Annotated in this window: 22 protein-coding genes and 1 tRNA gene; 10 read left to right on the top strand and 13 right to left on the bottom strand. The window is 69.1% G+C overall.

The window, feature by feature from the left end; translation table 11 throughout:
- Positions 1 to 5 precede the first annotated feature (5 nt).
- A complete protein-coding gene (locus AC0662_RS05270; RefSeq protein ID WP_452198477.1) occupies positions 6 to 701 on the bottom strand; it encodes a histidine phosphatase family protein in 696 nt (231 codons plus the stop codon).
- 41 nt (positions 702 to 742) lie between these two features.
- On the opposite strand from AC0662_RS05270, the gene corA reads away from it, so the two are divergent.
- Positions 743 to 1723 carry a magnesium/cobalt transporter CorA gene (corA, locus tag AC0662_RS05265; RefSeq protein ID WP_452198475.1) on the top strand — a complete coding sequence of 327 codons (981 nt, stop codon included), beginning with the start codon at positions 743 to 745 and terminating at the stop codon, positions 1721 to 1723.
- Between the two features lie 162 nt (positions 1724 to 1885).
- On the opposite strand, the gene AC0662_RS05260 is transcribed toward corA, so the two are convergent.
- Positions 1886 to 2713, bottom strand: a complete 828-nt coding sequence (locus AC0662_RS05260; protein WP_452198473.1) for an undecaprenyl-diphosphate phosphatase — start codon at positions 2711 to 2713, stop codon at positions 1886 to 1888.
- On the bottom strand, positions 2713 to 3771 hold the full coding sequence (locus tag AC0662_RS05255; protein WP_478298691.1) for an LLM class F420-dependent oxidoreductase: 1059 nt from the start codon (positions 3769 to 3771) through the stop codon (positions 2713 to 2715). The genes AC0662_RS05260 and AC0662_RS05255 overlap by 1 nt, the downstream gene beginning before the upstream one ends.
- Before the next feature lie 51 nt (positions 3772 to 3822).
- On the opposite strand from AC0662_RS05255, the gene AC0662_RS05250 reads away from it, so the two are divergent.
- Positions 3823 to 4764 (top strand): aldo/keto reductase, encoded by a 942-nt coding sequence (locus tag AC0662_RS05250; RefSeq protein WP_452198469.1) that lies wholly within the window; start codon positions 3823 to 3825, stop codon positions 4762 to 4764.
- A gap of 33 nt (positions 4765 to 4797) precedes the next feature.
- The gene (locus AC0662_RS05245) at positions 4798 to 4983 is read left to right on the top strand and encodes a DUF5703 family protein (RefSeq protein ID WP_452198467.1); all 186 of its coding nucleotides are present in this window, start codon (positions 4798 to 4800) and stop codon (positions 4981 to 4983) included.
- Here AC0662_RS05245 and AC0662_RS05240 read toward each other — a convergent pair.
- Together AC0662_RS05240 and AC0662_RS05235 are read right to left on the bottom strand one after the other, a co-directional pair.
- Positions 4961 to 5998, bottom strand: coding sequence for a helix-turn-helix transcriptional regulator (locus AC0662_RS05240; RefSeq protein WP_452198465.1), 1038 nt, complete (start codon positions 5996 to 5998; stop codon positions 4961 to 4963). The genes AC0662_RS05245 and AC0662_RS05240 overlap by 23 nt on opposite strands.
- A 2-nt stretch (positions 5999 to 6000) precedes the next feature.
- Entirely contained in the window at positions 6001 to 6417 is a 417-nt protein-coding gene (locus tag AC0662_RS05235; protein WP_452198463.1) for an ester cyclase, read from the bottom strand.
- A 95-nt stretch (positions 6418 to 6512) separates the two neighbouring features.
- On the opposite strand from AC0662_RS05235, the gene AC0662_RS05230 reads away from it, so the two are divergent.
- Genes AC0662_RS05230 through AC0662_RS05220 form a run of 3 tightly spaced genes read left to right on the top strand, consistent with a single transcriptional unit; the run spans position 6513 to position 8603 of the window.
- Positions 6513 to 6989, top strand: coding sequence for a MarR family winged helix-turn-helix transcriptional regulator (locus AC0662_RS05230; RefSeq protein WP_478298687.1), 477 nt, complete (start codon positions 6513 to 6515; stop codon positions 6987 to 6989).
- Positions 6986 to 7825 carry an ABC transporter ATP-binding protein gene (locus AC0662_RS05225; RefSeq protein ID WP_478298685.1) on the top strand — a complete coding sequence of 280 codons (840 nt, stop codon included), beginning with the start codon at positions 6986 to 6988 and terminating at the stop codon, positions 7823 to 7825. The genes AC0662_RS05230 and AC0662_RS05225 overlap by 4 nt, the downstream gene beginning before the upstream one ends.
- On the top strand, positions 7785 to 8603 hold the full coding sequence (locus AC0662_RS05220) for an ABC transporter permease (protein WP_478298683.1): 819 nt from the start codon (positions 7785 to 7787) through the stop codon (positions 8601 to 8603). The genes AC0662_RS05225 and AC0662_RS05220 overlap by 41 nt, the downstream gene beginning before the upstream one ends.
- 53 nt (positions 8604 to 8656) lie before the next feature.
- Here the strand turns inward: AC0662_RS05220 and AC0662_RS05215 are convergent, their stop codons facing one another.
- The gene (locus tag AC0662_RS05215) at positions 8657 to 9784 is read right to left on the bottom strand and encodes an MFS transporter (RefSeq protein WP_478298681.1); all 1128 of its coding nucleotides are present in this window, start codon (positions 9782 to 9784) and stop codon (positions 8657 to 8659) included.
- Positions 9785 to 9857: 73 nt separating this feature from the next.
- Here AC0662_RS05215 and AC0662_RS05210 point away from each other — a divergent pair, with 73 nt between their 5' ends.
- The 3 genes from AC0662_RS05210 to AC0662_RS05200 are packed head-to-tail and all read left to right on the top strand — an operon-like array spanning position 9858 to position 13870.
- Entirely contained in the window at positions 9858 to 10718 is an 861-nt protein-coding gene (locus tag AC0662_RS05210; RefSeq protein WP_478298679.1) for a LysR family transcriptional regulator, read from the top strand.
- A 42-nt stretch (positions 10719 to 10760) separates the two neighbouring features.
- A complete protein-coding gene (locus AC0662_RS05205; protein WP_478298677.1) occupies positions 10761 to 11402 on the top strand; it encodes a lysoplasmalogenase in 642 nt (213 codons plus the stop codon).
- 32 nt (positions 11403 to 11434) lie between these two features.
- A complete protein-coding gene (locus tag AC0662_RS05200) occupies positions 11435 to 13870 on the top strand; it encodes a glycosyl hydrolase (RefSeq protein ID WP_478298675.1) in 2436 nt (811 codons plus the stop codon).
- On the opposite strand, the gene AC0662_RS05195 is transcribed toward AC0662_RS05200, so the two are convergent.
- From AC0662_RS05195 to AC0662_RS05170, 6 genes are all read right to left on the bottom strand, one after another.
- On the bottom strand, positions 13861 to 15186 hold the full coding sequence (locus AC0662_RS05195) for a M20/M25/M40 family metallo-hydrolase (protein ID WP_452198449.1): 1326 nt from the start codon (positions 15184 to 15186) through the stop codon (positions 13861 to 13863). The genes AC0662_RS05200 and AC0662_RS05195 overlap by 10 nt on opposite strands.
- Before the next feature lie 38 nt (positions 15187 to 15224).
- On the bottom strand, positions 15225 to 15629 hold the full coding sequence (locus tag AC0662_RS05190; RefSeq protein WP_452198447.1) for a Rieske (2Fe-2S) protein: 405 nt from the start codon (positions 15627 to 15629) through the stop codon (positions 15225 to 15227).
- A gap of 28 nt (positions 15630 to 15657) precedes the next feature.
- Positions 15658 to 16188, bottom strand: a complete 531-nt coding sequence (locus AC0662_RS05185; RefSeq protein WP_452198445.1) for a DUF6529 family protein — start codon at positions 16186 to 16188, stop codon at positions 15658 to 15660.
- Positions 16185 to 16847, bottom strand: a complete 663-nt coding sequence (locus tag AC0662_RS05180) for a hypothetical protein (RefSeq protein ID WP_452198444.1) — start codon at positions 16845 to 16847, stop codon at positions 16185 to 16187. Before AC0662_RS05180 ends, AC0662_RS05185 begins: the two co-directional genes overlap by 4 nt.
- A 108-nt stretch (positions 16848 to 16955) precedes the next feature.
- Positions 16956 to 17444 carry a VOC family protein gene (locus AC0662_RS05175; RefSeq protein WP_478298671.1) on the bottom strand — a complete coding sequence of 163 codons (489 nt, stop codon included), beginning with the start codon at positions 17442 to 17444 and terminating at the stop codon, positions 16956 to 16958.
- Between the two features lie 10 nt (positions 17445 to 17454).
- A complete protein-coding gene (locus tag AC0662_RS05170; protein WP_478298669.1) occupies positions 17455 to 18264 on the bottom strand; it encodes a maleylpyruvate isomerase family mycothiol-dependent enzyme in 810 nt (269 codons plus the stop codon).
- Between the two features lie 153 nt (positions 18265 to 18417).
- Here AC0662_RS05170 and AC0662_RS05165 point away from each other — a divergent pair.
- Positions 18418 to 18503: transfer RNA gene (locus tag AC0662_RS05165), tRNA-Leu, on the top strand.
- A gap of 143 nt (positions 18504 to 18646) precedes the next feature.
- On the opposite strand, the gene AC0662_RS05160 is transcribed toward AC0662_RS05165, so the two are convergent.
- Positions 18647 to 19459: an alpha/beta hydrolase gene (locus AC0662_RS05160; RefSeq protein ID WP_478298667.1), complete on the bottom strand. Its 813-nt coding sequence runs from the start codon at positions 19457 to 19459 to the stop codon at positions 18647 to 18649.
- Positions 19460 to 19626 lie beyond the last annotated feature (167 nt).

The following is a 19626-nucleotide window of genomic DNA, read 5'->3' as shown; positions in this document are numbered from 1 at the left end:
CCCTATTACCGTCCACCGACTACCGCGTCCGAGGACTGCTTCTTCGGCTTGGCTTTCGCTGACGGCTTAGGAATCAGGGAGGCCAGCTCGCTGCCGGAGTCGTTCAGCCGGACCAGGAACGGGCGCACCGGGGTGTAGGTGATGATCGTCGTCGACGCGGTGTCCACGACGATCCGCTGGAACGTGTCCAGGTGCTGACCGAGCGCGTCCGCGACGATCGCCTTGATCACGTCGCCGTGCGAGACCGCCACCCAGATCGCGCCGTCTCCGTGGGTCTTGGCGAGCTCGGCGTCGTGTGCGCGCACCGCGTCGACGGCGCGTTGCTGCATGCCGCGCATCGACTCGCCGTTCGGGAAGGTGACCGCTGACGGGTGCTGCTGTACGACGGCCCACAGTGGGTCTTTTGCGAGTGTCGCGATCTTCTGGCCGGTCCAGTCGCCGTACCCGCACTCGGTCAGCCGGCGATCGGTTGCCGGACGCAACTCCGGATGGTGTTTGGCGATCGCGGCCGCGGTCTGCTTGCAGCGCTCCAACGGCGAGGTGACGATCGCGGCCAGCGGCAGCTCGGCGAGCCGGCCCGCGACGGCGGCGGCCTGTTCGATCCCGGTGGCGTCGAGCTTCACGCCGGGCGTCCGCCCGGCCAGCGTTCCGGAGGTGTTCGCGGCACTACGACCGTGGCGGACGAGAATCACGGTGGGCATGGAAGGCACGTTATCCGGTCGGCGCAACCCCTGATGCAATGATGGGTGGCGTGATCGTCGACTGCGGGGTCTACGCCGAGGGGGAACGGCAGGACCTGCCCAAGAATCCCGAGACGGTTGCCCAGGCCATCGACGACGACGGGCAGTGCTTCGGGTGGATCGGTCTGCACGAGCCCTCGGACGCCGAGATGGCGCGGGTACAGCGGCTCTTCGGGTTGCACGACCTCGCAGTTGAGGACGCGCTGCAGTTGCACCAGCGTCCCAAGGTGGAACGCTTCGGCGACACGCTCCTCGTCGTGCTCCGGACCCTCTGGTACGTCGACGAGGGCGACGCCGTCGAGACCGGTCAGGTGACCGTCTTCGTCGGCCCGCGGTACGTCGTGACGGTGCGGCACGGTGAGGGTGGCGAGCTCGCCACGACGCGGCACGAGCTCGAGGAACGCGCGTCGATGCTCGGGCACGGGCCGGCCGCCGTACTGTGGGCGATCTGTGACGAGGTAGTGGACGACTACGAGCACGTCGCCGGGCAGGTCGAGATCGACGTCGACGAGATCGAGTCCTCGGTGTTCTCCCCCGAGCGGACCAGCGACGCGGAGCGGATCTACCGGTTGAAGCGTGAGGTGCTGGAGATGCGCCGGGCGGTCGATCCGCTGCGCGAACCGATGGAGCAATTCGCGCACGGTATGGCCGGCCTGGCCGCGAAGGCCGGGCCGTTCTTCCGCGACGTGGCCGACCACCTCAGCCGGGTCTCCGACCAGACCGAGGCGATCGACACACTGCTGTCCTCAGCACTCAACGCGCATCTCGCGCGCGTGTCGGTGCAGCAGAACGACGACATGCGGAAGATCTCGGCGTGGGTCGCGATCGCCGCCGTGCCGACGATGCTGGCCGGCATCTACGGGATGAACTTCGACAACATGCCCGAGCTCCGCTGGCACTTCGGCTACTACGCGATCCTGCTGGTGATGGCGCTGGTCTGCGTCACCATGTACCGCTTCTTCCGCAAGGTCGGCTGGCTTTAGGTCGGGTCTGGCGGTCCGGCGCCGTAGCGAGCAGGTGCTCGGTGCGGTAGCTCGCCGCACGGGAGTGAAGGTCTCGATGCGGAGCATCGTGGCCTTTGCTCCCGTGCGGCGAGGTGCCGTGCCGAGTGCCGCGCAGTAGGCGCTGGACCGCCAGACCCGACCTCAGGTTGCGGTGATCGTGCTCGTCGAGAGCAGGATGATCAGGACGACGCCGAGCAGCAGCCGGTAGAACGCGAAGACCTCGATCGTGTGCTTGGCGACGAACCGCAGCAGCCAGGCGATCGACACGTAGGCGACGACGAAGCTCACCACGGTCCCGACGATCAGCGGGACAACCCCGACGTTGCCGTTGACCGCGTCCTTCAGTTCGTAGACGCCGGCCCCGACGAGGGCCGGGATGCCGAGCAGGAACGAGATCCTGGTCGCGGCGACCCGCTCGAGTCCGCGGAACAGACCGGCCGAGATCGTCGCGCCCGACCGCGAGATGCCGGGGATCAGCGCCAGGCACTGGACGAGGCCCATCACCAGCGCGTCGACGAACGTGATCCGCGTCAACGGCCGGCTCTTGCTGCCCAGGCGCTCCGCGGCGACCATCACGAACGACCAGCCGATGAGCGCCGCGGCCACCCACCACAGGCTGCGCAGCGGTCCGGAGATCAGGTCCCGGGCGAGGAAGCCGACGATCACGATCGGCACCGAGCCGACGATCACGTACCAGCCCATCCGGGCATCGAACTCGCCGCGGTACTCCGGTTTGGCCAGCCCACGGACCCAGGCGACCGCGATCCGCTGGATGTCCTTCCAGAAGTACAGGACGACGGCGGCGATCGCGCCGACCTGGATGACGGCCGTGAAGCCGGTGATCGACGGGTCGTCGATCTTCAGGCCGAGCATCTTCGACACGATCGTCAGGTGCCCGGTGCTGGAGACCGGGAGGAATTCGGTCAGGCCCTCGACGATGCCGAGGATGATGGCGTCCAGGATCGTCATCAGCTGCCGACCCCGGCCAGTTCGAGGGCTTCGGCCGCGGTGTGCAGGTCGGCGATCCGCTGCTCCACGGTCGACGCGAACGGCGTCAGCGCGACGGTCGTCGCCCCCGCCTCGGCGTACGCCGTCAGCTTCTCGGCCATCCGCTGCTTGTCACCGAGCAGCGAGATCGAGTCCAGGAAGCCGAACGGTACGGCGGCCATCGCCTCGCGGTGCTTCTTGTCCAGGTACAGGTCCTGGATCTCCTTCGCCTCGTCGGCGTAGCCCATCCGGACCGCGAGCGCGTTGTAGAAGTTCTTCTCCCGGCCGCCCATGCCGCCGATGTACAAGGCGGCGTACCCACGGATCGGGTCGGCCGCGGCCTGCAGGTCGTCTCCGGCCATGACCGGCACCGACGCCACGACGTCGAAACCGTCGAGGCTCTCGGAACCGTGACGGGTTTGCCGGCCCGTCCTGATGTGCGTCAACTGCTCTCCAAGGAATCCGGGGTCGTTCAGGATCCCGAGCCAGCCGTCGGCGATCTCGCCGGCCAGCTCGAGCTTCTTCGGTCCGACCGCGGCCAGGTACACCGGTACGTGGTCGCGGATCGGCCGCACAGTCAGTTTGAGGGCTTTGCCGGGTCCGTCGGGCAGCGGGAGCGTGAAGTACTTCCCCTCGTAGGCGACCGTCTCGCGACGGAGCGCCGCGTTGACGATGTCGACGTACTCACGGGTCCTGAGCAGTGGCTGAGAGAAACGCACCCCGTGCCAGCCCTCCGACACCTGCGGCCCGGAGACGCCGAGGCCCAACCGGAAACGGCCGTTCGACAGGCGGTCCAGGGTGGCCGCCGTCATCGCGGTCATCGCCGGCGTCCGGGCCGGGATCTGGAAGACCGCCGCGCCGACGTCGATCGTGGTGGTCTGGGCGGCGATCCAACTGAGCAGTGTGGCGGCGTCCGAGCCGTACGCCTCCGCGGCCCAGGTGACCGAGAAACCGAGCGCCTCGGCCTCCTTGACCAGCCTCAGGTGGTCCAGATGGTCGTCGCCGCCGTAGACGAAGCCGATGTTGAGTCCGAGTCGCATGACTGGCGAGCCTAGCGAGAACATGTCGGTGGGCCGCAATAGGCTCGGGTCATGCAACAGCGCTATCTCGGTCACAGTGGACTCGCGGTGAGCAGGCTCGGCCTGGGCACCATGTCGTGGGGCCGCGACACCGACGAGCACGAGGCGCGCGAGCAGCTGGCCGCGTTCGTGTCCGCCGGTGGCACGCTGATCGACACCGCCGCGGCGTACGGCGACGGTGACAGCGAGCTGTTGATCGGGTCACTGCTCGGCGACGTGGTGGACCGCGACGACGTGGTGATCGCGACCAAGGCCGGGTTCAGCGTGCGCCGCGGCGAGCGGATCACCGACACGTCCCGCGGCGCCCTGCTCCGCGACCTGGACGGGTCGCTGCGCCGGATGGGCGTCGACCACATCGATCTCTGGCAGCTGCACACCTGGTCCGACGACGTGCCGCTGGAGGAAACGCTCTCCGCGCTCGACTACGCCGTCAGCTCCGGCAAGGTGCGGTATGTCGGCGTCTCGAACTACGCCGGCTGGAAGGCCGCCCGCGCCGTCACCTGGCAGCAGGCCTGGCCGGGCCGCGCGGTCCCGGTCGCGAACCAGGTGGAGTATTCGCTGCTCGCCCGGGACGCCGAGGTCGACGCGATCCGGGCCGCCGCGGGGCTGGGGATCGGGATCCTGGCCTGGTCGCCGCTCGGTCGCGGCGTGCTGACCGGGAAGTACCGCACCGGCATCCCCGCGGACTCACGGGCCGCGTCCCAGCATCTGTCCAGATTCGTCGACCCCTATCTCGACGGCCGGTCTTCGGGCATCGTGGAAGCGGTCGCGCGCGCCGCTGACGGGCTCGGCTGGACCCCGCTCGAGGTGGCGCTCACCTGGGTGCGGGACCGGCCCGGAGTGTCGGCGGCGATCGTCGGGGCCCGTACTGCGCTACAACTGAAAGCAGTCCTCGGAGTGGAGGAGCTCACTCTGCCGCCGGCGATCGCGGCGGCGCTGGAGGATGTTTCGTGAGGTCGTTGGCGTTCTGGTAGTGCGGAGGTGTGGATGGCCGAGTACGAACTGCAGCAGTTCGAGGTGTCCAGGACGGAGTCCCGCGGCGCGGTGCGCAAGCTGCTCACCGAGCACGCGGAGTACGGCGGCTGGGAGCTGGCCCGGCTGCGACGCTATCCCGACGGTTCGCGCCGGGTCTGGCTCCGGCGCCGCATCATCAGGGTGATGCGGACCATCTGAGCAAGGCGCTCACCAGCTCCCGTCGGCTGCCGACGCCGACCTTGTCGAACGACGCCCGCACGTGCTCCTGCACGGTGTGCGGCGACAGACACAACCGCTCGACGATCTGCCGCGTGGAACAGCCGCGCAGCAACAACTCGGTCACCCGCTGCTGAGCCGCGGTGAGCCCGTGCAGATCGAGCAGCAAAGACCCCAGTTGAGCCGGCGTCACCGGCTCGATCACCACCACGATCTGCCCGTCGTCACCCAGCCGCGACGCCTGCAGCTCGAGCCACTCACCGCCACGCGCCCTGACCTTCAGCCGCGCGGTCGCCCGATCCAGCTGCATCCGTGCAGCCACCGCCCGCACCGCCACCGGCAAGTCCCCCACGGGCAACTCCACCACCGGCCCGAGCTCCCCGAGCCAGTACTCCGCCTCAGCCGTCACCGCTTGCGTCCGCAGCGACCCGTCAAGCACCACGACCCCCGGACCCACGTCGCGCCCGGTGCCCGCGGGTGGCCGGCCCCGGAGGCTCAAGCGCAGTCCTTCGGCGAGGTGCGGTGCGAGGCGGCGTACCAACTGGAGTTCCTGGACGGCGAAGCCGGCGTCCGCATTCTCGCGGTGCAGGCACAAGACCCCCCAGCAGCGGCCGTTCGACCGCAGGGCAGCGCGGAGTTCGTCGCCCAGACCGAGCGGCCGCATCACCTCGACGTACCGCGAACTGCTCCCCCAGTCGCCCCTGGTCGCCTGGCCGAGCGACCGCACCGGGTCGCGGCCACCGGCCAGTACGGCGAACTTGTTCACGTCATCCTGCCCGAACTCGTTCGCGAGGAACTGCTCGGTGACCGCACCGAGCGGCTCGTCGACGACCGCCGACGTGAACAGCATCGTCGCCGGATCGACCGTCGCGAAGAACGCCACGTCGACCGTCAACACGCCCCGGAGCCGCGCGAGCACCTCGGACCGCAGCTGATCGGCGTCCAGCCCCGCGTAACAGCGCTGGATCAGCATCTCCAGGCGATCCCCCGCCCCCATGGTCAGGATGCTACGCCGAGCTGCCGAGCGAAGCCGAGCTCGTCGAGCAGCCCCCAGCGTTCGACGATCAGCCCGTCCCGGAGCCTCCAGATGTTGATCCCGGCCAGGCTGACGGTGTTCCCGCTCGGCGGCACACCCATCACCTCGCCGCGCTGCGTCCCACCGGCTGTGAACCGCTCGACGACTACCTCGCCCTCGGCGATCAGCGCGTGCAGGTCGCTGTGCCAGTCGGGGAACGCGGCCCGCATCATCTGCGCGGCGTCCCGCATTCCTTGGCGGTCCGGCGTGACGCCGAACGGCGGGTCGTGGTTGATGAAGTCCTCGGCCAGGTGGGCGTCCACCGCACCGAGATCTCCTTGGCTGAACAGTCCGTCGATGAAGTCCTTGACGACGGTTTTGTTGCTGTCTGTTGCGTTCATACCTCGAGCGTGCGCGGACCGGGATCCGGCGGATACCCCGATTAGTTGGGGTTCTGCCGGTGAAATATCTCTGCGACAGAGGTATTCTGTCAGACGTGACCGAGGATCTCGCCGAGGACCTGCTGGCGGCGATCGGGCTGGTGCGCCGGCATCTGCGCCGATCGGTCGGCCGGCCGTTCCCGTTGTCCGCACTCACCGACTCGCAGGCCGAGCTGGTCCGAACGGTTCGCCGCAACCCGGGCATCTCGGTCGCCGAGGCCGCGGCCGAGCTCGGCCTGGTCGCGAACACCGTCTCCACGCTCGTCGGCCAGCTGACCGAGCGCGGGCTCATCCAGCGCACCCCGGACGCGTCCGACCGCCGGGTCGCGCGACTGACGCTCACCGATCCGGCCCGCGAACAGGTCGAGGCCTGGCGCGACCGGCGTACGGCGCTCGTCACCCGGGCACTCGACGACCTCGCGGACGACGACCGCGAGGCGCTCCGAGCCGCCTTGCCCGTGCTCGCCGGACTGGCCGAGCGCCTGCACCCCGCAGAGCAAAACCTCGAGCAAGACCGGAAGGAGCGCGTATGAGTGCCGATCCCACCGCCGATCGCACCGCCGATCCAGCGCCGGCCGTCGCGATCAGCGGGTTGAGCCACCGCTTCGGCGAGCATCTCGCGGTCGACGGCCTCGACCTGACTGTCGCCCCAGGCGAGTGCTTCGGTCTCCTCGGTCCGAACGGCGCCGGCAAGACCACCACGCTCCGGGTGCTGAACACGCTCTATCCCCCGCAGTCGGGCACGGTCCGCGTCTTCGGCCTGAACGTCCGCACCGACGCGATGCCGGTACGCCGGATGCTCGGGTACGTCCCGCAGCAGCTCTCGATCGAGGGCGCGTTGTCGGGCCGGGAGAACGTGTCGTGGTTCGCCCGACTCTTCGACGTACCCCGGCGGGAACGCGCCGCCCGGGTGGCCGAAGTACTCGAGATCGTGGACCTGACCGATGCGGCCGACCGGCTCGCGTCGACGTACTCCGGTGGCATGGTGCGGCGGCTCGAGCTGGCGCAGGCGCTGGTCAACCGGCCCGCGCTGCTCGTGCTCGACGAGCCGACGGTCGGGCTGGACCCGGTCGCGCGGGACTCGGTGTGGGCGCGCGTGCAGGAGATGCAGGAGATGTACGGGATGACCGTGCTGCTGACCACGCACTACATGGAGGAGGCCGACGTGCTCTGCGACCGGGTGGCGCTGATGCACCTCGGCCGGTTGCGAGCCATCGGTTCGCCCGCTGACCTGAAGGCCGAGCGCGGTCCGGACGCGAGCCTCGAGGACGTGTTCCGGCACCACACCGGCGAGAGCCTGGCAGCTGCGGAGAAGGGAGGGCTGCGCGATGTCCGTGGCACCCGTCGCACCGCCCAACGCATGGGTTGATTCGCGGCCGCGAGCGGTCCTGCGGCTGTTCTCGCGGATCGGTACGTTCTGCCTGGTCGAGCTGCAGAAGCTGCGGCACGACCGGACCGAGTTGGTGACCCGCGCCATCCAGCCGGTCCTCTGGCTGGTGATCTTCGGCCAGACGTTCAGCCGGATCCGGGCGATCCCGACCGGCGACGTCCCGTACCTCGACTATCTCGCGCCCGGGATCATCGCGCAGTCGGCGCTGTTCGTGGCGATCTTCTACGGCATCCAGATCATCTGGGAACGCGACGCCGGCATCCTCACGAAGCTGCTCGTGACCCCCAGTCCGCGCTCGGCGCTGGTCGCCGGGAAAGCGTTCGCGGCCGGCGTCCGGACCATCTCCCAGGCCATCGTCGTGATGATCGTCGCGGCGCTTCTCGGCGTCAGCATGACCTGGAACCCGCTCAAGCTGCTCGCCGTCCTGGTCGTCGTCGTGCTCGGCGCGGCGTTCTTCTCGTGCCTCTCGATGACGATCGCGGGCCTGGTCCTGCGTCGCGACCGGCTGATGGGTATCGGGCAGGCGATCACGATGCCGCTGTTCTTCGCCTCGAACGCGCTCTACCCCGTCGCCCTGATGCCCGGCTGGCTGCAGGCCGTCTCGCACGTCAATCCGCTCACCTACGAGGTCAGTGCGCTGCGCGGCCTCCTGATCGGCCAGCCGACGACGTACTGGCTCGACTTCACCGTCCTCATCGTCGCCGCCGTGGCCGGCATCATCGCCGCATCAACGCTGCTGGGCCGCCTCGCCCGTTAGAGATCCCGCGGTCTGACACCGCAGGAGGACCAGTCCGGCGACGAGCGCGGTGATCAGGCCGGCGCCGACCAGGCTGTACTCCGCTCCGATCGCGCCGATGATCGGTGTCCGCCCACCAACAGCCCGGCCGCGCTCCCGGCGCTCACCACCACGCTCTGGCCCGAGAGCAGCGTTCGACGTTCCGCCCCTTGGGACGATCGCGTGATGAGGACTGAGATGGCCGCGATCCCGATCACCACCGTCACGCCCGACAACGCGCCCATCACCGCGATCACGGGAGGTGTCGTCCAGACGCCCATCCCGACCCAGCACAGTCCTGACCAGCCCCACGCGACAGCCGCCGTCACCACCGGTTTGGTACGCCGCACCACTGCCAAGGACACCGCGGTTCCGACCAGCGAGCCCACGCCGTACCCGGTCATGCCCGCGGCGAGGTAGACGCCTGGTTGTCCGCGTTCCTCGCCCACCACGGAGAGACCGAGCGTGAAGGCGAACCAGGTCACGCAGCCGGTGCCGCGCACGATCCACCCGTACAACACGTCGCTCCGCCCGCGCAGGCTCTCGCGGATGGAAGGACCTCCGGCGGCCACCGGGTCTGCGGCGGGCGTGCGCTCGGGCTGGACCGTGCAGGCGAGGAGCCCGGCCGCCACGACCGCGACGGCTTCCGCCCAGAGCAGCTCGTTCGTGAAGCCCGCGGACACCGCCAGCGCCCCCACCGTCGGCCCGATGAGCATTCCGATCCGCCGTAGTCCGTCCTGCCACGTCAGCAGCAGGACTGCCCGTCCCTCGCCCCATCGGTCCCCGGTGTCCGCGAGCAACGCCGACCGCCCCGGATTCGACAAGGCATCGCCAAACCCCAGTAGCAGGCCACTCAGCACGAGCAACGGCGGTGACAACACCCCGAGGCCGGCTGCTGTCGGCACGGACGCCAACGCCATCGCGGAGATCAGCGCGACCACGGCCAGCCGCGGCCCGGAGTCGACCCACTGTCGCGCCTTCCGCGCCCACCAGGGTGACAACAACACCGGTACGCCGGCGGCGCCACCGACCAACCCGGTCGCTGCCACCGATCCGGTCTCGCGAAGGATCACCAAAGGCAGTGCCACTTGCGCGATCCGGAACGCGAAGTCCGCCGTACCGCTGCCGGCCAGCAAGGCCAGTGCTTCGAATTTTGCCCTCACAGCAAGGATTCTTGGCGTCCCGGCGCACCTCAGGTAGCTACCGGCGGTTGCCCGCTTGCCATAGGCTCACCCTATGACCTCATTACCATCGGTCGAGGACCTCCGCCTGGTCCAGGCCGTCGCGCGGACCGGCGCCGTCGGTACGGCGGCCCGCGAGCTGCGGATCTCCCAGCCGTCAGCCTCGCAGCGGCTCGCCCGGCTCGAACGGCTCTGCGGCGCCAAACTCTTCGAACGCGACACCCGCGGCGCCCGCCCGACCCTGGCCGGCGCCGAGCTCAGCCGCCGCGCCGACCACATCCTCGGCCACCTCGAGGAGGTGTACGACGCCACTCGATTGGCCGCCACCGGCCGGCGACTGGTGATCGGCACCTTCGTCAGCATCGCCCCGATCCTGTTCCCCGTGCTGGACGCCGATCTCCCGAACCTCGAGATCCAGCAACAGGTCGACCACGGCCACTTCCTGGTCGAACGCGTCGCGGAAGGCACCATGGACGCCGCCTTCATCGCGATCGCCGAGCAGATGACACTCCCTCGCGGCACCGTCGCGCAGCGCGTCGGCCACGATGAACTCGTCCTGTTCGTGCCGCCCGGCGCCCGTCCGCCAGGCCGCGGCCGGCAACCGCTCAAGGACCGCCCGATCGCCTTCTCCACCTACGACAAAGGCAGCGACGAGGTCCACACCCGCCTGGCCGCGCTGGGTGCCTTGCCCCGTCGCGGCGTCACGCTCAGCACCACCGTCGCCATGGCCCGCCGCCGCTCACACCTCGCGCTGATCCCGCGCAGCGCCCTCGCCACCGAGCTCCGGCCCGGCGAGCACCTGGTCCCAGCACCCTTCCGGTACCGCCTGACGCTCTCGGTCGTCACCACGCCGACCCCGCCGGAACCCCTGATGGCCTATCTCCCGGACCTCCGCGCCACATTGAACTTGTCATGAACACCGGTGAGTTCTGGCGCCGTCTGCGGCACACTCGGAAATATGAACCTGGGGAGGTTGGCGCGGGGGCGCCGGGTGTTGGCGGGGTTCTGGGGCGCGACGGTGGTGCAGGTCGCGGCTGTGGCCTTCGATGCCAAGATCCTCAAACTGGTCAGTAAGCCCACCCTGATGCCGCTGTTGTGGCAGTGGTCGCGCACGCAGGACGCCTCACCGCTCCTGCAAGCCGCGCTGCTGGCCTCGGCCGCGGGCGATCTGTTGCTCGAGACGAATCTCGAGTTGGCCGGCATGGCGGCGTTCGGTGCGGCCCATGCGTGCTACCTCGCCGTCTTCCTCGCCGACCCGTCACAACGTTCCTGGCGCGTGCTCGCGGCGTACGCGGCACTCTGGGCGGCGCTGATCGCGGTGCTGTCCCCCAGGCTCGGCGGCCTGCGGGTCCCGGTGGCGGCGTACGCGTTGTTGCTGACGGCAACCGCGATCACGTCCCGCTGGCACAACTCGCGCAGCGGCGCCGGCGGTGCGCTGTTCCTGATCTCCGACTCGCTGATCGCGCTCCGGATGGCCGGCCGTGATTTCCGCGGCCGCGGGGCCCTGACGATGGCGACGTACGCCGTCGGCCAGTACCTGCTCGCCTCGGGAGTCACCGAGTCGCGGGACAGAGTGACCGGTACTGGTCATCCGCGTTGACCCGCGTCGCCGGTCGCGATGGGGTGAAGGGTATGGCGACCGTCGACGACGTACGACGACAGTTCCGGAACCCGCCGCCCGAGGGGCGGCCGATGATGCGCTGGTGGTGGTTCGGTCCGTCGGTGCAGCGGGACGAGCTCGACCGGGAGCTCGAGGCGATGGCCGCGGCCGGGCTCGGCGGGGCCGAGGTCGCGTTCGTGTACCCGATGGGGCCGGTGACCGCGCCGTTCGGATCGCCTGAGCTGCTGGAACTCGTCGGCCACGCGGCGCGGAAGGCACGCGAGCTGGGCCTGCGGTTCGACGTGACGCTGGGCAGCGGATGGTCGTTCGGCGGTCCGCACATCGGACCGGAGCTGGCCGCGCGGCAGTTGCACTGGGACCGGCGCGAGATCGGCTCCGCGGCGTACGACGTACCGATCGCGGCGTCCTGGCCTGGTGACGAGTTCGTGGCCGCCTTTGTGGGTGACGGGTCCTCCGGGGCGCCGTCGTCGTACGTCGAGGTGCCCGCGCGCGACGGGGTGATCCAGGTACTGGCTGGTGGTCAGCCGCGCGAGGTGCTGATCGCGACGTCCCGCGTGACCGGGCAACAGGTGAAGCGGACCGCGTCAGGCGCCGAGGGACACACGCTCGACCACTACTCGGCTGCCGCCGCGCACGAGCACATCCGGACGGTCGCGGAGCCGTTGCTGAAGGCAGCCACTCCCGAACTGCTCGGATCGGTGTTCTGCGACAGCCTCGAGGTGTACGGCGGCGACTGGACGCCGGCGATCTTCGACGAGTTCGCGAAGCGTCGCGGCTACGACCTGCGGCCGCGGCTGTTCGAACTGCTCGTGAACACCGACGGGTCGAAGCAGCTGCGGATCGACTTCGGCCGGACGCTGTCGGAGCTGTACGAGGACAACTTCCTCAAGGTCTTCCAGAGCTGGGCGGCCGGGTACGGCGTACCGTTCCGGATCCAGAGCTACGGTGAACCGCCCGCGACGATGAGCAGCTACCGGCACGCCGACATCTTCGAGGGCGAGGGCTGGGGGTGGACGCGCATCCCGGAGACCCGGTGGGCGTCGTCGGCGGCCGCTGTCTACGGCCGGTCGGTGGTGTCCGCCGAGGTGTGGACGTGGGTGCACTCGCCGTCGTTCCGGGCCACGCCACTCGATCTGCAGGGCGAGGCACACGAACACTTCCTGTCCGGCGTCAACCAGCTGATCGGTCACGGCTGGCCGTACTCCCCCTCGAACGGTCCCGGCCTCGGCTGGATCTTCTACGCGTCCGGCGCTCTCGATGACCGCAACCCTTGGTGGCCGACGGCAACGGCTCTCTTCGGCTCCCTGCACCGACTCTCGTGGCTGCTGCAGCAGGGCACACCGGTGCGGCCGGTGAAGATCTACATCCCGGCCTCGGACGCGTACGCCGCCGTGCGGGCCGGGTTCTCGGAGCCGAACAACCTGTACCGCGTGGTTCGGCAGCTGATCCCGGAGAGCGTCCCGCGCACGATCCGGGAAGCGGGTCTCGACTTCGACCTGATCGACGACGACGCGATCTCCGTGGTCGACCCGGCCGACGTTCCGCTGATCGTCGTCCCGGACGGGACCACGATGCCTCCTGCCACCCGGGACTGGCTCGACGCCGTTGCCGCGGCCGGCGGGTCCGTGGTGACGGATATCGACGCCCTTCGGCTTCCCGCCGCCCCGCTGGCAGCCGTGCCCGACGTCGGCGTGGTGCACCGGCGGTTGGACGACGGCGACTTCTACTTCGTCGCCAACACCGGCGCCGCGCCGCGCGAGCTGACCTTCGACCAGCCGATGGAGGTCTGGAACCCGCGCTCGGAGGACATCAGCGTCCGCCGCTCCACGACCCTGCACCCTTACGAGTCAGCCGTCCTCGTGCCCGCCACCACCGCGGTCGACACCGGCGCGCCCGCGGATCAGCTGGTCAGCACGCTCGACGGCGAGTGGACGGTTGCCTTCGACAACGACGTGCGTCCGGTGGAACTCCCGCACCGCTGGGAGGACGACCGCGAGCGAGCGACGTACTCCGGCTCGGCCACGTACCGCACCACCTTCGAGGTCCCGGACACCGGCGATCACCTGGCCCTCGACTTCGGCGCCGGCTCGTTGGTCGCGCCCGACAGCGAGCCGTATCTCCCGGGCAACTCGTACCGGGCGCTGATCAATCCGCCGGTCGGGGTCGCCGCAGACGTGTGGCTGAACGACACCCACTGCGGTTCGCTGTGGGCGCCGCCGTACCGGATCGATCTCAGCGACGCCGTGCGTCCGGGTGTGAACGAGCTGCGGGTTGTCGTCCACAACACGGCTGCGAACGCGCTGTCCGTCGATCAGCATCTGCTCGACGCGGCCGCCGAGGTGACCGCGCAGAACGGGCGCCGCTTCGATCTGCAGCACATCGAGCACGCGATTGACTACGTGTACTCCGGGCTACTCGCCGTACCGACGATCGTCCGTCAGGCCTGATCCAAGAAGCGGTCCAGGACCCGCGAACCGAACTCGAGTGCCGAGGTCGGCACGCGCTCGTCGATGCCGTGGAACATGCCCATGAAGTCCAGGTCCGGCGGCAGCTGCAGCGGGACGAACCCGAAGCACCGCACGCCCAACCGGCTCCACGACTTGGCGTCCGTACCGCCCGACATCAGCAGCGGCGCCGTCCGGCTCTGCGGGTCCTCGGCGGCCAGGCAGGCCTTCATCGCCTCGACCAGGCCACCGCTGAACTCGGTCTCCAGCGCGATGTCCTGGACGACGGTCTCGCGCTGCACCTTGTCGCCGAGCAGTTCGTCGATCGTCGCGAAGAACTCGTCCTCGTACCCGGGGAGGAACCGGCCGTCGATGTGCGCCTCGGCGTCGCCGGGGATCACGTTGACCTTGTAGCCGGCGTTCAGCATCGTCGGGTTCGCGGTGTTCCGGATCGTGGCGCCGAACATCCGGCTGAAGCTGCCGAGCTTCGCCAGCGTCGTCGTCATGTCCTCCGGGTCGAGCTCCACCTCGAGCACGTCCTCGAGCGTCTTCAGGAACTCGCGGACGGTCGGCGTGACGCGCAGCGGCCACTCGTGCGAGCCGATCCGCGTGACCGCCTCGACCAGGTTGGTGACCGCGTTGTCGGTGTTCACCATCGACCCGTGGCCCGCCGTACCGCGAGCCTTCAGGCGCATCCAGTTCATTCCCTTCTCGGCCGTCTCGATCAGGTACAGCCGCAGGTCGTCCTTGACCGTGATCGAGAAGCCGCCGACCTCACCGATGCCCTCGGTGCAGTCCGCCACCGTGTCCGGGTGGTTGTTGATCAGCCACTGGGCGCCGTACACACCGCCTGCCTCTTCGTCGGCGGTGAAGACCAGGCGGACCGGCCGCCGCGGCTTCACGCCGGCGCGCTGGCGGGCCCGGACCACGGACAGCACCATCGCGTCGAAGTCCTTCATGTCGACGGCGCCGCGACCCCACACGCACCCGTCGAAGATCTCCCCCGCGAACGGGTCGACCTTCCAGTCCTTCGGATCCGCTGGTACGACGTCCAGGTGCCCGTGCACGAGCAACGGGTCCGCACTCTGGTCCTCGCCGTCCCAGTGCGCGACCAGCGTTGCGCGACCCGGCTCCGACTCGTAGATCGTCGACTCGATGCCGACCTCGTCCAGCTGCGCGGCGACGTACTCCGCCGCGACCCGCTCGCCGTTGCTCTTGCCGTTGCCGTAGTTCGTGGTGTCGATCCGGATCAGCTCACTGCAGAGCTCCACCACCTCGGCATCGGGGGCGTACGACGGACGGTCGCTGGGGGTCGTCATGCGCCCCATCCTCTCGCACCACGGGCGCGGAAGGGGACTCAGGTCAGGGTGATCGTGTCCCCGCTGATCTTGAGCGGTTTCGGCGGCAGCGGGCGCGGCGCCGGGCCGGCCTCGACCGAGCCGTCCTTGATCGAGTACTTGCTGCCGTGGCAGTCGCAGTTGATCGTCCCGTTGGACACGCTCGCGACCGGGCACCCCAGGTGGGTGCAGATCGAGCTGAAGCCCTTGAAGGTGCCCTTGACGGGCTGCGTGACCACGGCCTGCCGGGACGCGAAGATCTTGCCGCCGCCGACCGGGATCTCGTCCGTGGTGCCGAGGACGACGTTGGCCGGCGCCGGGGGTGGGGTGCCTTTCGGTTCGCCGTACTTGGAGCACCCGGTCAGTCCCGCGGCAGCGCCGGCCGCGGCGCCGGCGAGGAACGTCCTACGGCTGGGTGGATTCACGGCGAGGGTCCTTTCAGTGGGTGGCGTCTCAGCGGGTGATGCCGAACGTGGTGAAGAACCAGAGCGCGGAAGTGAGCCACAGCCCGATCAGGCCGGTGAAGACGGCTCCACCGGCGACCGGGAGCAGCCAGGACGGCGTGTCGGTGCGGCTGAGCGCCAGCATCTTCACCACGAAGGCGCCGTAGAAGAAGCAACCGAGCAGCGAGTGAACGAGCACGCGCGGCTCGCCGTACTGGAAGCCGAGCGCGTACAGGCAGTGCGCGACGACCGGGAGTGTGACCGCGACGGCGGCTCGCCCGGACCAGCGGTGCAGCGGCGCGAGCTTGGAGCGCCCGCGGTAGATCGCGACCGCGCTGGCGAGTTGCACCAGACCGAGCACGGCCGCCAGCGTCGCCAGCCAGGTCTTCACCGCCTGGAAACTGGAGAAACCCGCGATGTCGATCGCGACACCGGTTGGGTGATGCACCCGCCCGTAGACCCCGAGCGCGACAGCCGCCGCGGCCCCGGCGATGAGCGGTACTGCGACCGCGCCACGCTTCGCGACTGACGTCGTACTCATCGGCCCTCCTCGTCTCCGGTGATGGGTTGGGCGGTGACCTGCGCGCCGTTCACCGTCGCCGAGCGTGTGGTCGGGTCGAGCGGTGGAGCGGGGGCGGGTGTGCCGTCGTTGTCGATGCCGACCTGGGAGCCGTCGGGGAGGACGATCCAGCCGATGGTGGCGGTGCTGTTGCGGGCGCGGTAGAGGCCGGCCGGTGGTCCTGCTGGGCGGGCTGCGAATCGGAGGGTGCGTCCGTTCAGCGTGAGGGTTCCGGCGGCTGCATTCGCGGTGGTGGCGCCGGTGAGGTGTTCTCCGGTGCGGGCCTTCAGCGTGAGGCGACCTGGGGTCGCGGTTCCGGTGAGCCACGCTTCCAAGCGGCGGCCGTCGCAGATGTAGGCGACGGAGCGGGTGCCCTTGACGGCTATTGCCAGGGTGGCTTCTCGGCCAGTCGTTCGGCCGATGTAGACGACGGTCTTCTGAGCTGGCGTCGTCTGCGCCGGCGGTGTCGGTTGAGTCGCTGTGGGTGTCGGCGTCGGTTCAGGGGTGGGCGTCGGGCTGGCTGAGGCGGGCGTCGCGGCGTACCCCGGCGGGCCCGCTGCCTGGGTGCTGTTCACCACCAGCAACGCGACCAACCCGACGGCCGTCGCCGCCAGCGTCACCAAAGGACTGCGCTGCCCCATCTCCCCGATTCACCCCGAGACTCGCCCCCAGACGAGAATCTCGCCGACACCGCGGCTGGTCAACGGCTGGCCGGTCCTTCTAGGCGGGACTTCCACAGCGGGCCCGCTTCAGAGCACTTTCAGGCCGTACATCTCACCCAGCGGGTCGGAGATCAGCTCGATCCGGGCGCCATCAGGGTCGCGGAAGTAGATCGACGTACCGCTCTCCTCCTGGAAGTCGACCCCGTGCTCGGTGAGGCTCTCCTTGAGCCGCTCCCACTGCGACGGCTCGACCGAGATCGCCAGGTGGTGCAGCCCGCCGAGCACCTCGGCGTACGGACCGAGATCGAGCCCCGGGAAGTCGAAGAACGCCAGCAGGTTCCCGTTCCCGATGTCGAAGAAGAAGTGCGTCGAGCCGGCGTAGTCGCGGTTCCCGACCATCTCGGTCAGCGGGAACCCGAGCACGTCCTGGTAGAACCGCACCGTGCGCTCGACGTCCGCGCTCAGCAACGCGGTGTGATGCAGTCCGCGCGCCGACGACGGACCGGCGGGCTTCAGGTACGCCGACCTGATCCGGTCCCGCTCGGCTTCGATCGCGGGCAGGTCGATCTCGGTCATGCCATCCCCCTCAGATCCGGAAGAACAGGTTCAGGTACCGGTCGGCGACCGCCCGGTCGCCTCGGATCGTACCGGCGTTGCTCCGGCCGAAGGCGGTCAGCACGAAGCTGCCGGGATCGAACTCGATGACCGCCGACAGATCGCTCGCGTCACCGGCCGTGTAGTCCATGCCGTCCGGACCGACGGACACCCTGGTGTCACCGGCGTTCGGGCCGCTGGTGATCCGGATCCCGAGCTGGCACGGATCCTTCGCGCCGGTCGTGTACTTCCACAGCACGAACATGAACGGCACCAGCAGATCGGCCGCCTCCCCCGACAGTCCGTGCGCGCGGCCGGTGCCCTGCCGGATGTCCCACGAGTGGACGCCGTAGTCCATCAACTGGAACGCCGGGAAGAAGAACGCCGGCAGCGGACCCATGTAGAAGTGCGGCACGGTGAACCCACCCCACTCGTCGGGCCCGAGCGCGTCGAAGATCCCCATCATCTTGTCGAAGTCCGTCCGCAGCCGCTCCACCAGCTCCGCCCGCGGCACACTCCGCAGCGCCAACGCTTGCTTGTCGACCCGCTCGGCCATCCCCGGCAGCCCGTACGCCGGTGGTACCTCGCTGTGCGACCGCGCCGCGTCGAACGCCACGAAGTACGACTCGGTCGTGTCCGTGAGATGCGCCACCACATCGCGCACTTCCCAGTGCCCGGCCCCGGTCGGCGCCTCCCACACGTCGTCGGTGTCGACCATCCCGAAGAACAGCTCCGCTTCGTCCCGCACCACCCGGAGCATCGTGTCCTTACCCTCGAACGACATCCCGTTCCACGCGTCCACGGCGTACCACCTCCACCCCCAGAGGCCACTCCTTGAATTTCAAACTACGCCGATCACACCCGGTCGTCACCACCCCGGCGCCCCGATGTGAATTCCACCCCTGGAGTTTGCTACTGTTCTCCGGTCGGCACCGCGCAAGCGGTGAGACCACTCGTCCGGGTGGCGGAATAGGCAGACGCGCTAGCTTGAGGTGCTAGTGCCCTTCGCGGGGCGTGGGGGTTCAAGTCCCCCCTCGGACACACTCCATCCAAAAGGTCGGCCCATCAGGCCGGCCTTTTTCATCTCCCCCAGATTCAATGCCTTACGCAACTTCTTCGTAACGGTCTCTGCGGCGACCGCCTGATCACGCACTTGTTCAACGCGTGCGCGGCGTAGGTGATCGTCAGGGGCCCGGCGCGGTTGGCCAGCCGGCTTGGCGTGTGGCCCAGGCGAGGGCGTCGTCGGCTACTTGGTCCCAGCCCTGGTGGGCGGGTAGCAGGTGGGGCATGCCTTCGTATTCCTTGTTCTCGGTGATGGTCTTCGACGACTTGTAGTGCTTGGCGTTGGAGCGTTGCACGGCCGGCGGCATCAGGTGATCCTCGCTGCCGGAGACGAACAGCAGCGGCGGCCGATTGTCGTTGTGATAGTCCACGTGGACGTCCTGCGGGCCGGGCTCGAAGTTCGCCAGCACGCTGTTCCAGAAAATCCGCCCGGACACCGGCACGTGATACCGGTGATACAGGTCGAGCGACTCCTCGTCAGTGAAGGTATTGGCGAACGTGTACTTCCACTGCTCCGGTGTGAGACCGACGGCCTTGTGCCGGTTCGCCGGGTTCTTCAGCACCGGGAACGACGCCTTCAGCTGAGACAGCGGAATCACACGCACACCCTCGGTCGGCGCCGAGTTGACCGCCACCCCCACAACGCCGTACCCGTGATCGAGCAGCACCTGCGTGAACGCACCACCCGCCGAGTGGCCCATGATGATCGGCGGCTCGTCCAGTCCCCCGACGACCGACTCCAGATGCTCGATGATCGCCGGCGCCGTCAGCGCCTCGATCGGCGTCGGGTCGGCGTTGAGCGCCTCGACCTCCACCTCGAGCCCCGGGTACGCCGGCGCGACAACCTGGTACCCGGCCGCTCGGTACCGGTCGATCCAGTGCTCCCAACTCCGCGGAGTCACCCAGAACCCATGAACAAGAACGATGGTCTTCACGGGGGCTTCCTTTCACGCGAGGTTTCGGACTACTCAGTGCGACTGAGCAGGTTCTCCAGATGCAGGGCTCACGACTCGACCGTCATTGCGGTTTCCCGTTGTCGATCCACCGCTCGAACAGGCTGACCTGCGCGTCAGTCCAAGCCCCGTCGCAGGGCATCGAGCCG

The organism is Kribbella sp. NPDC043289 (assembly GCF_056436705.1).
This window is presented reverse-complemented; position numbering and strand designations above follow the sequence as displayed.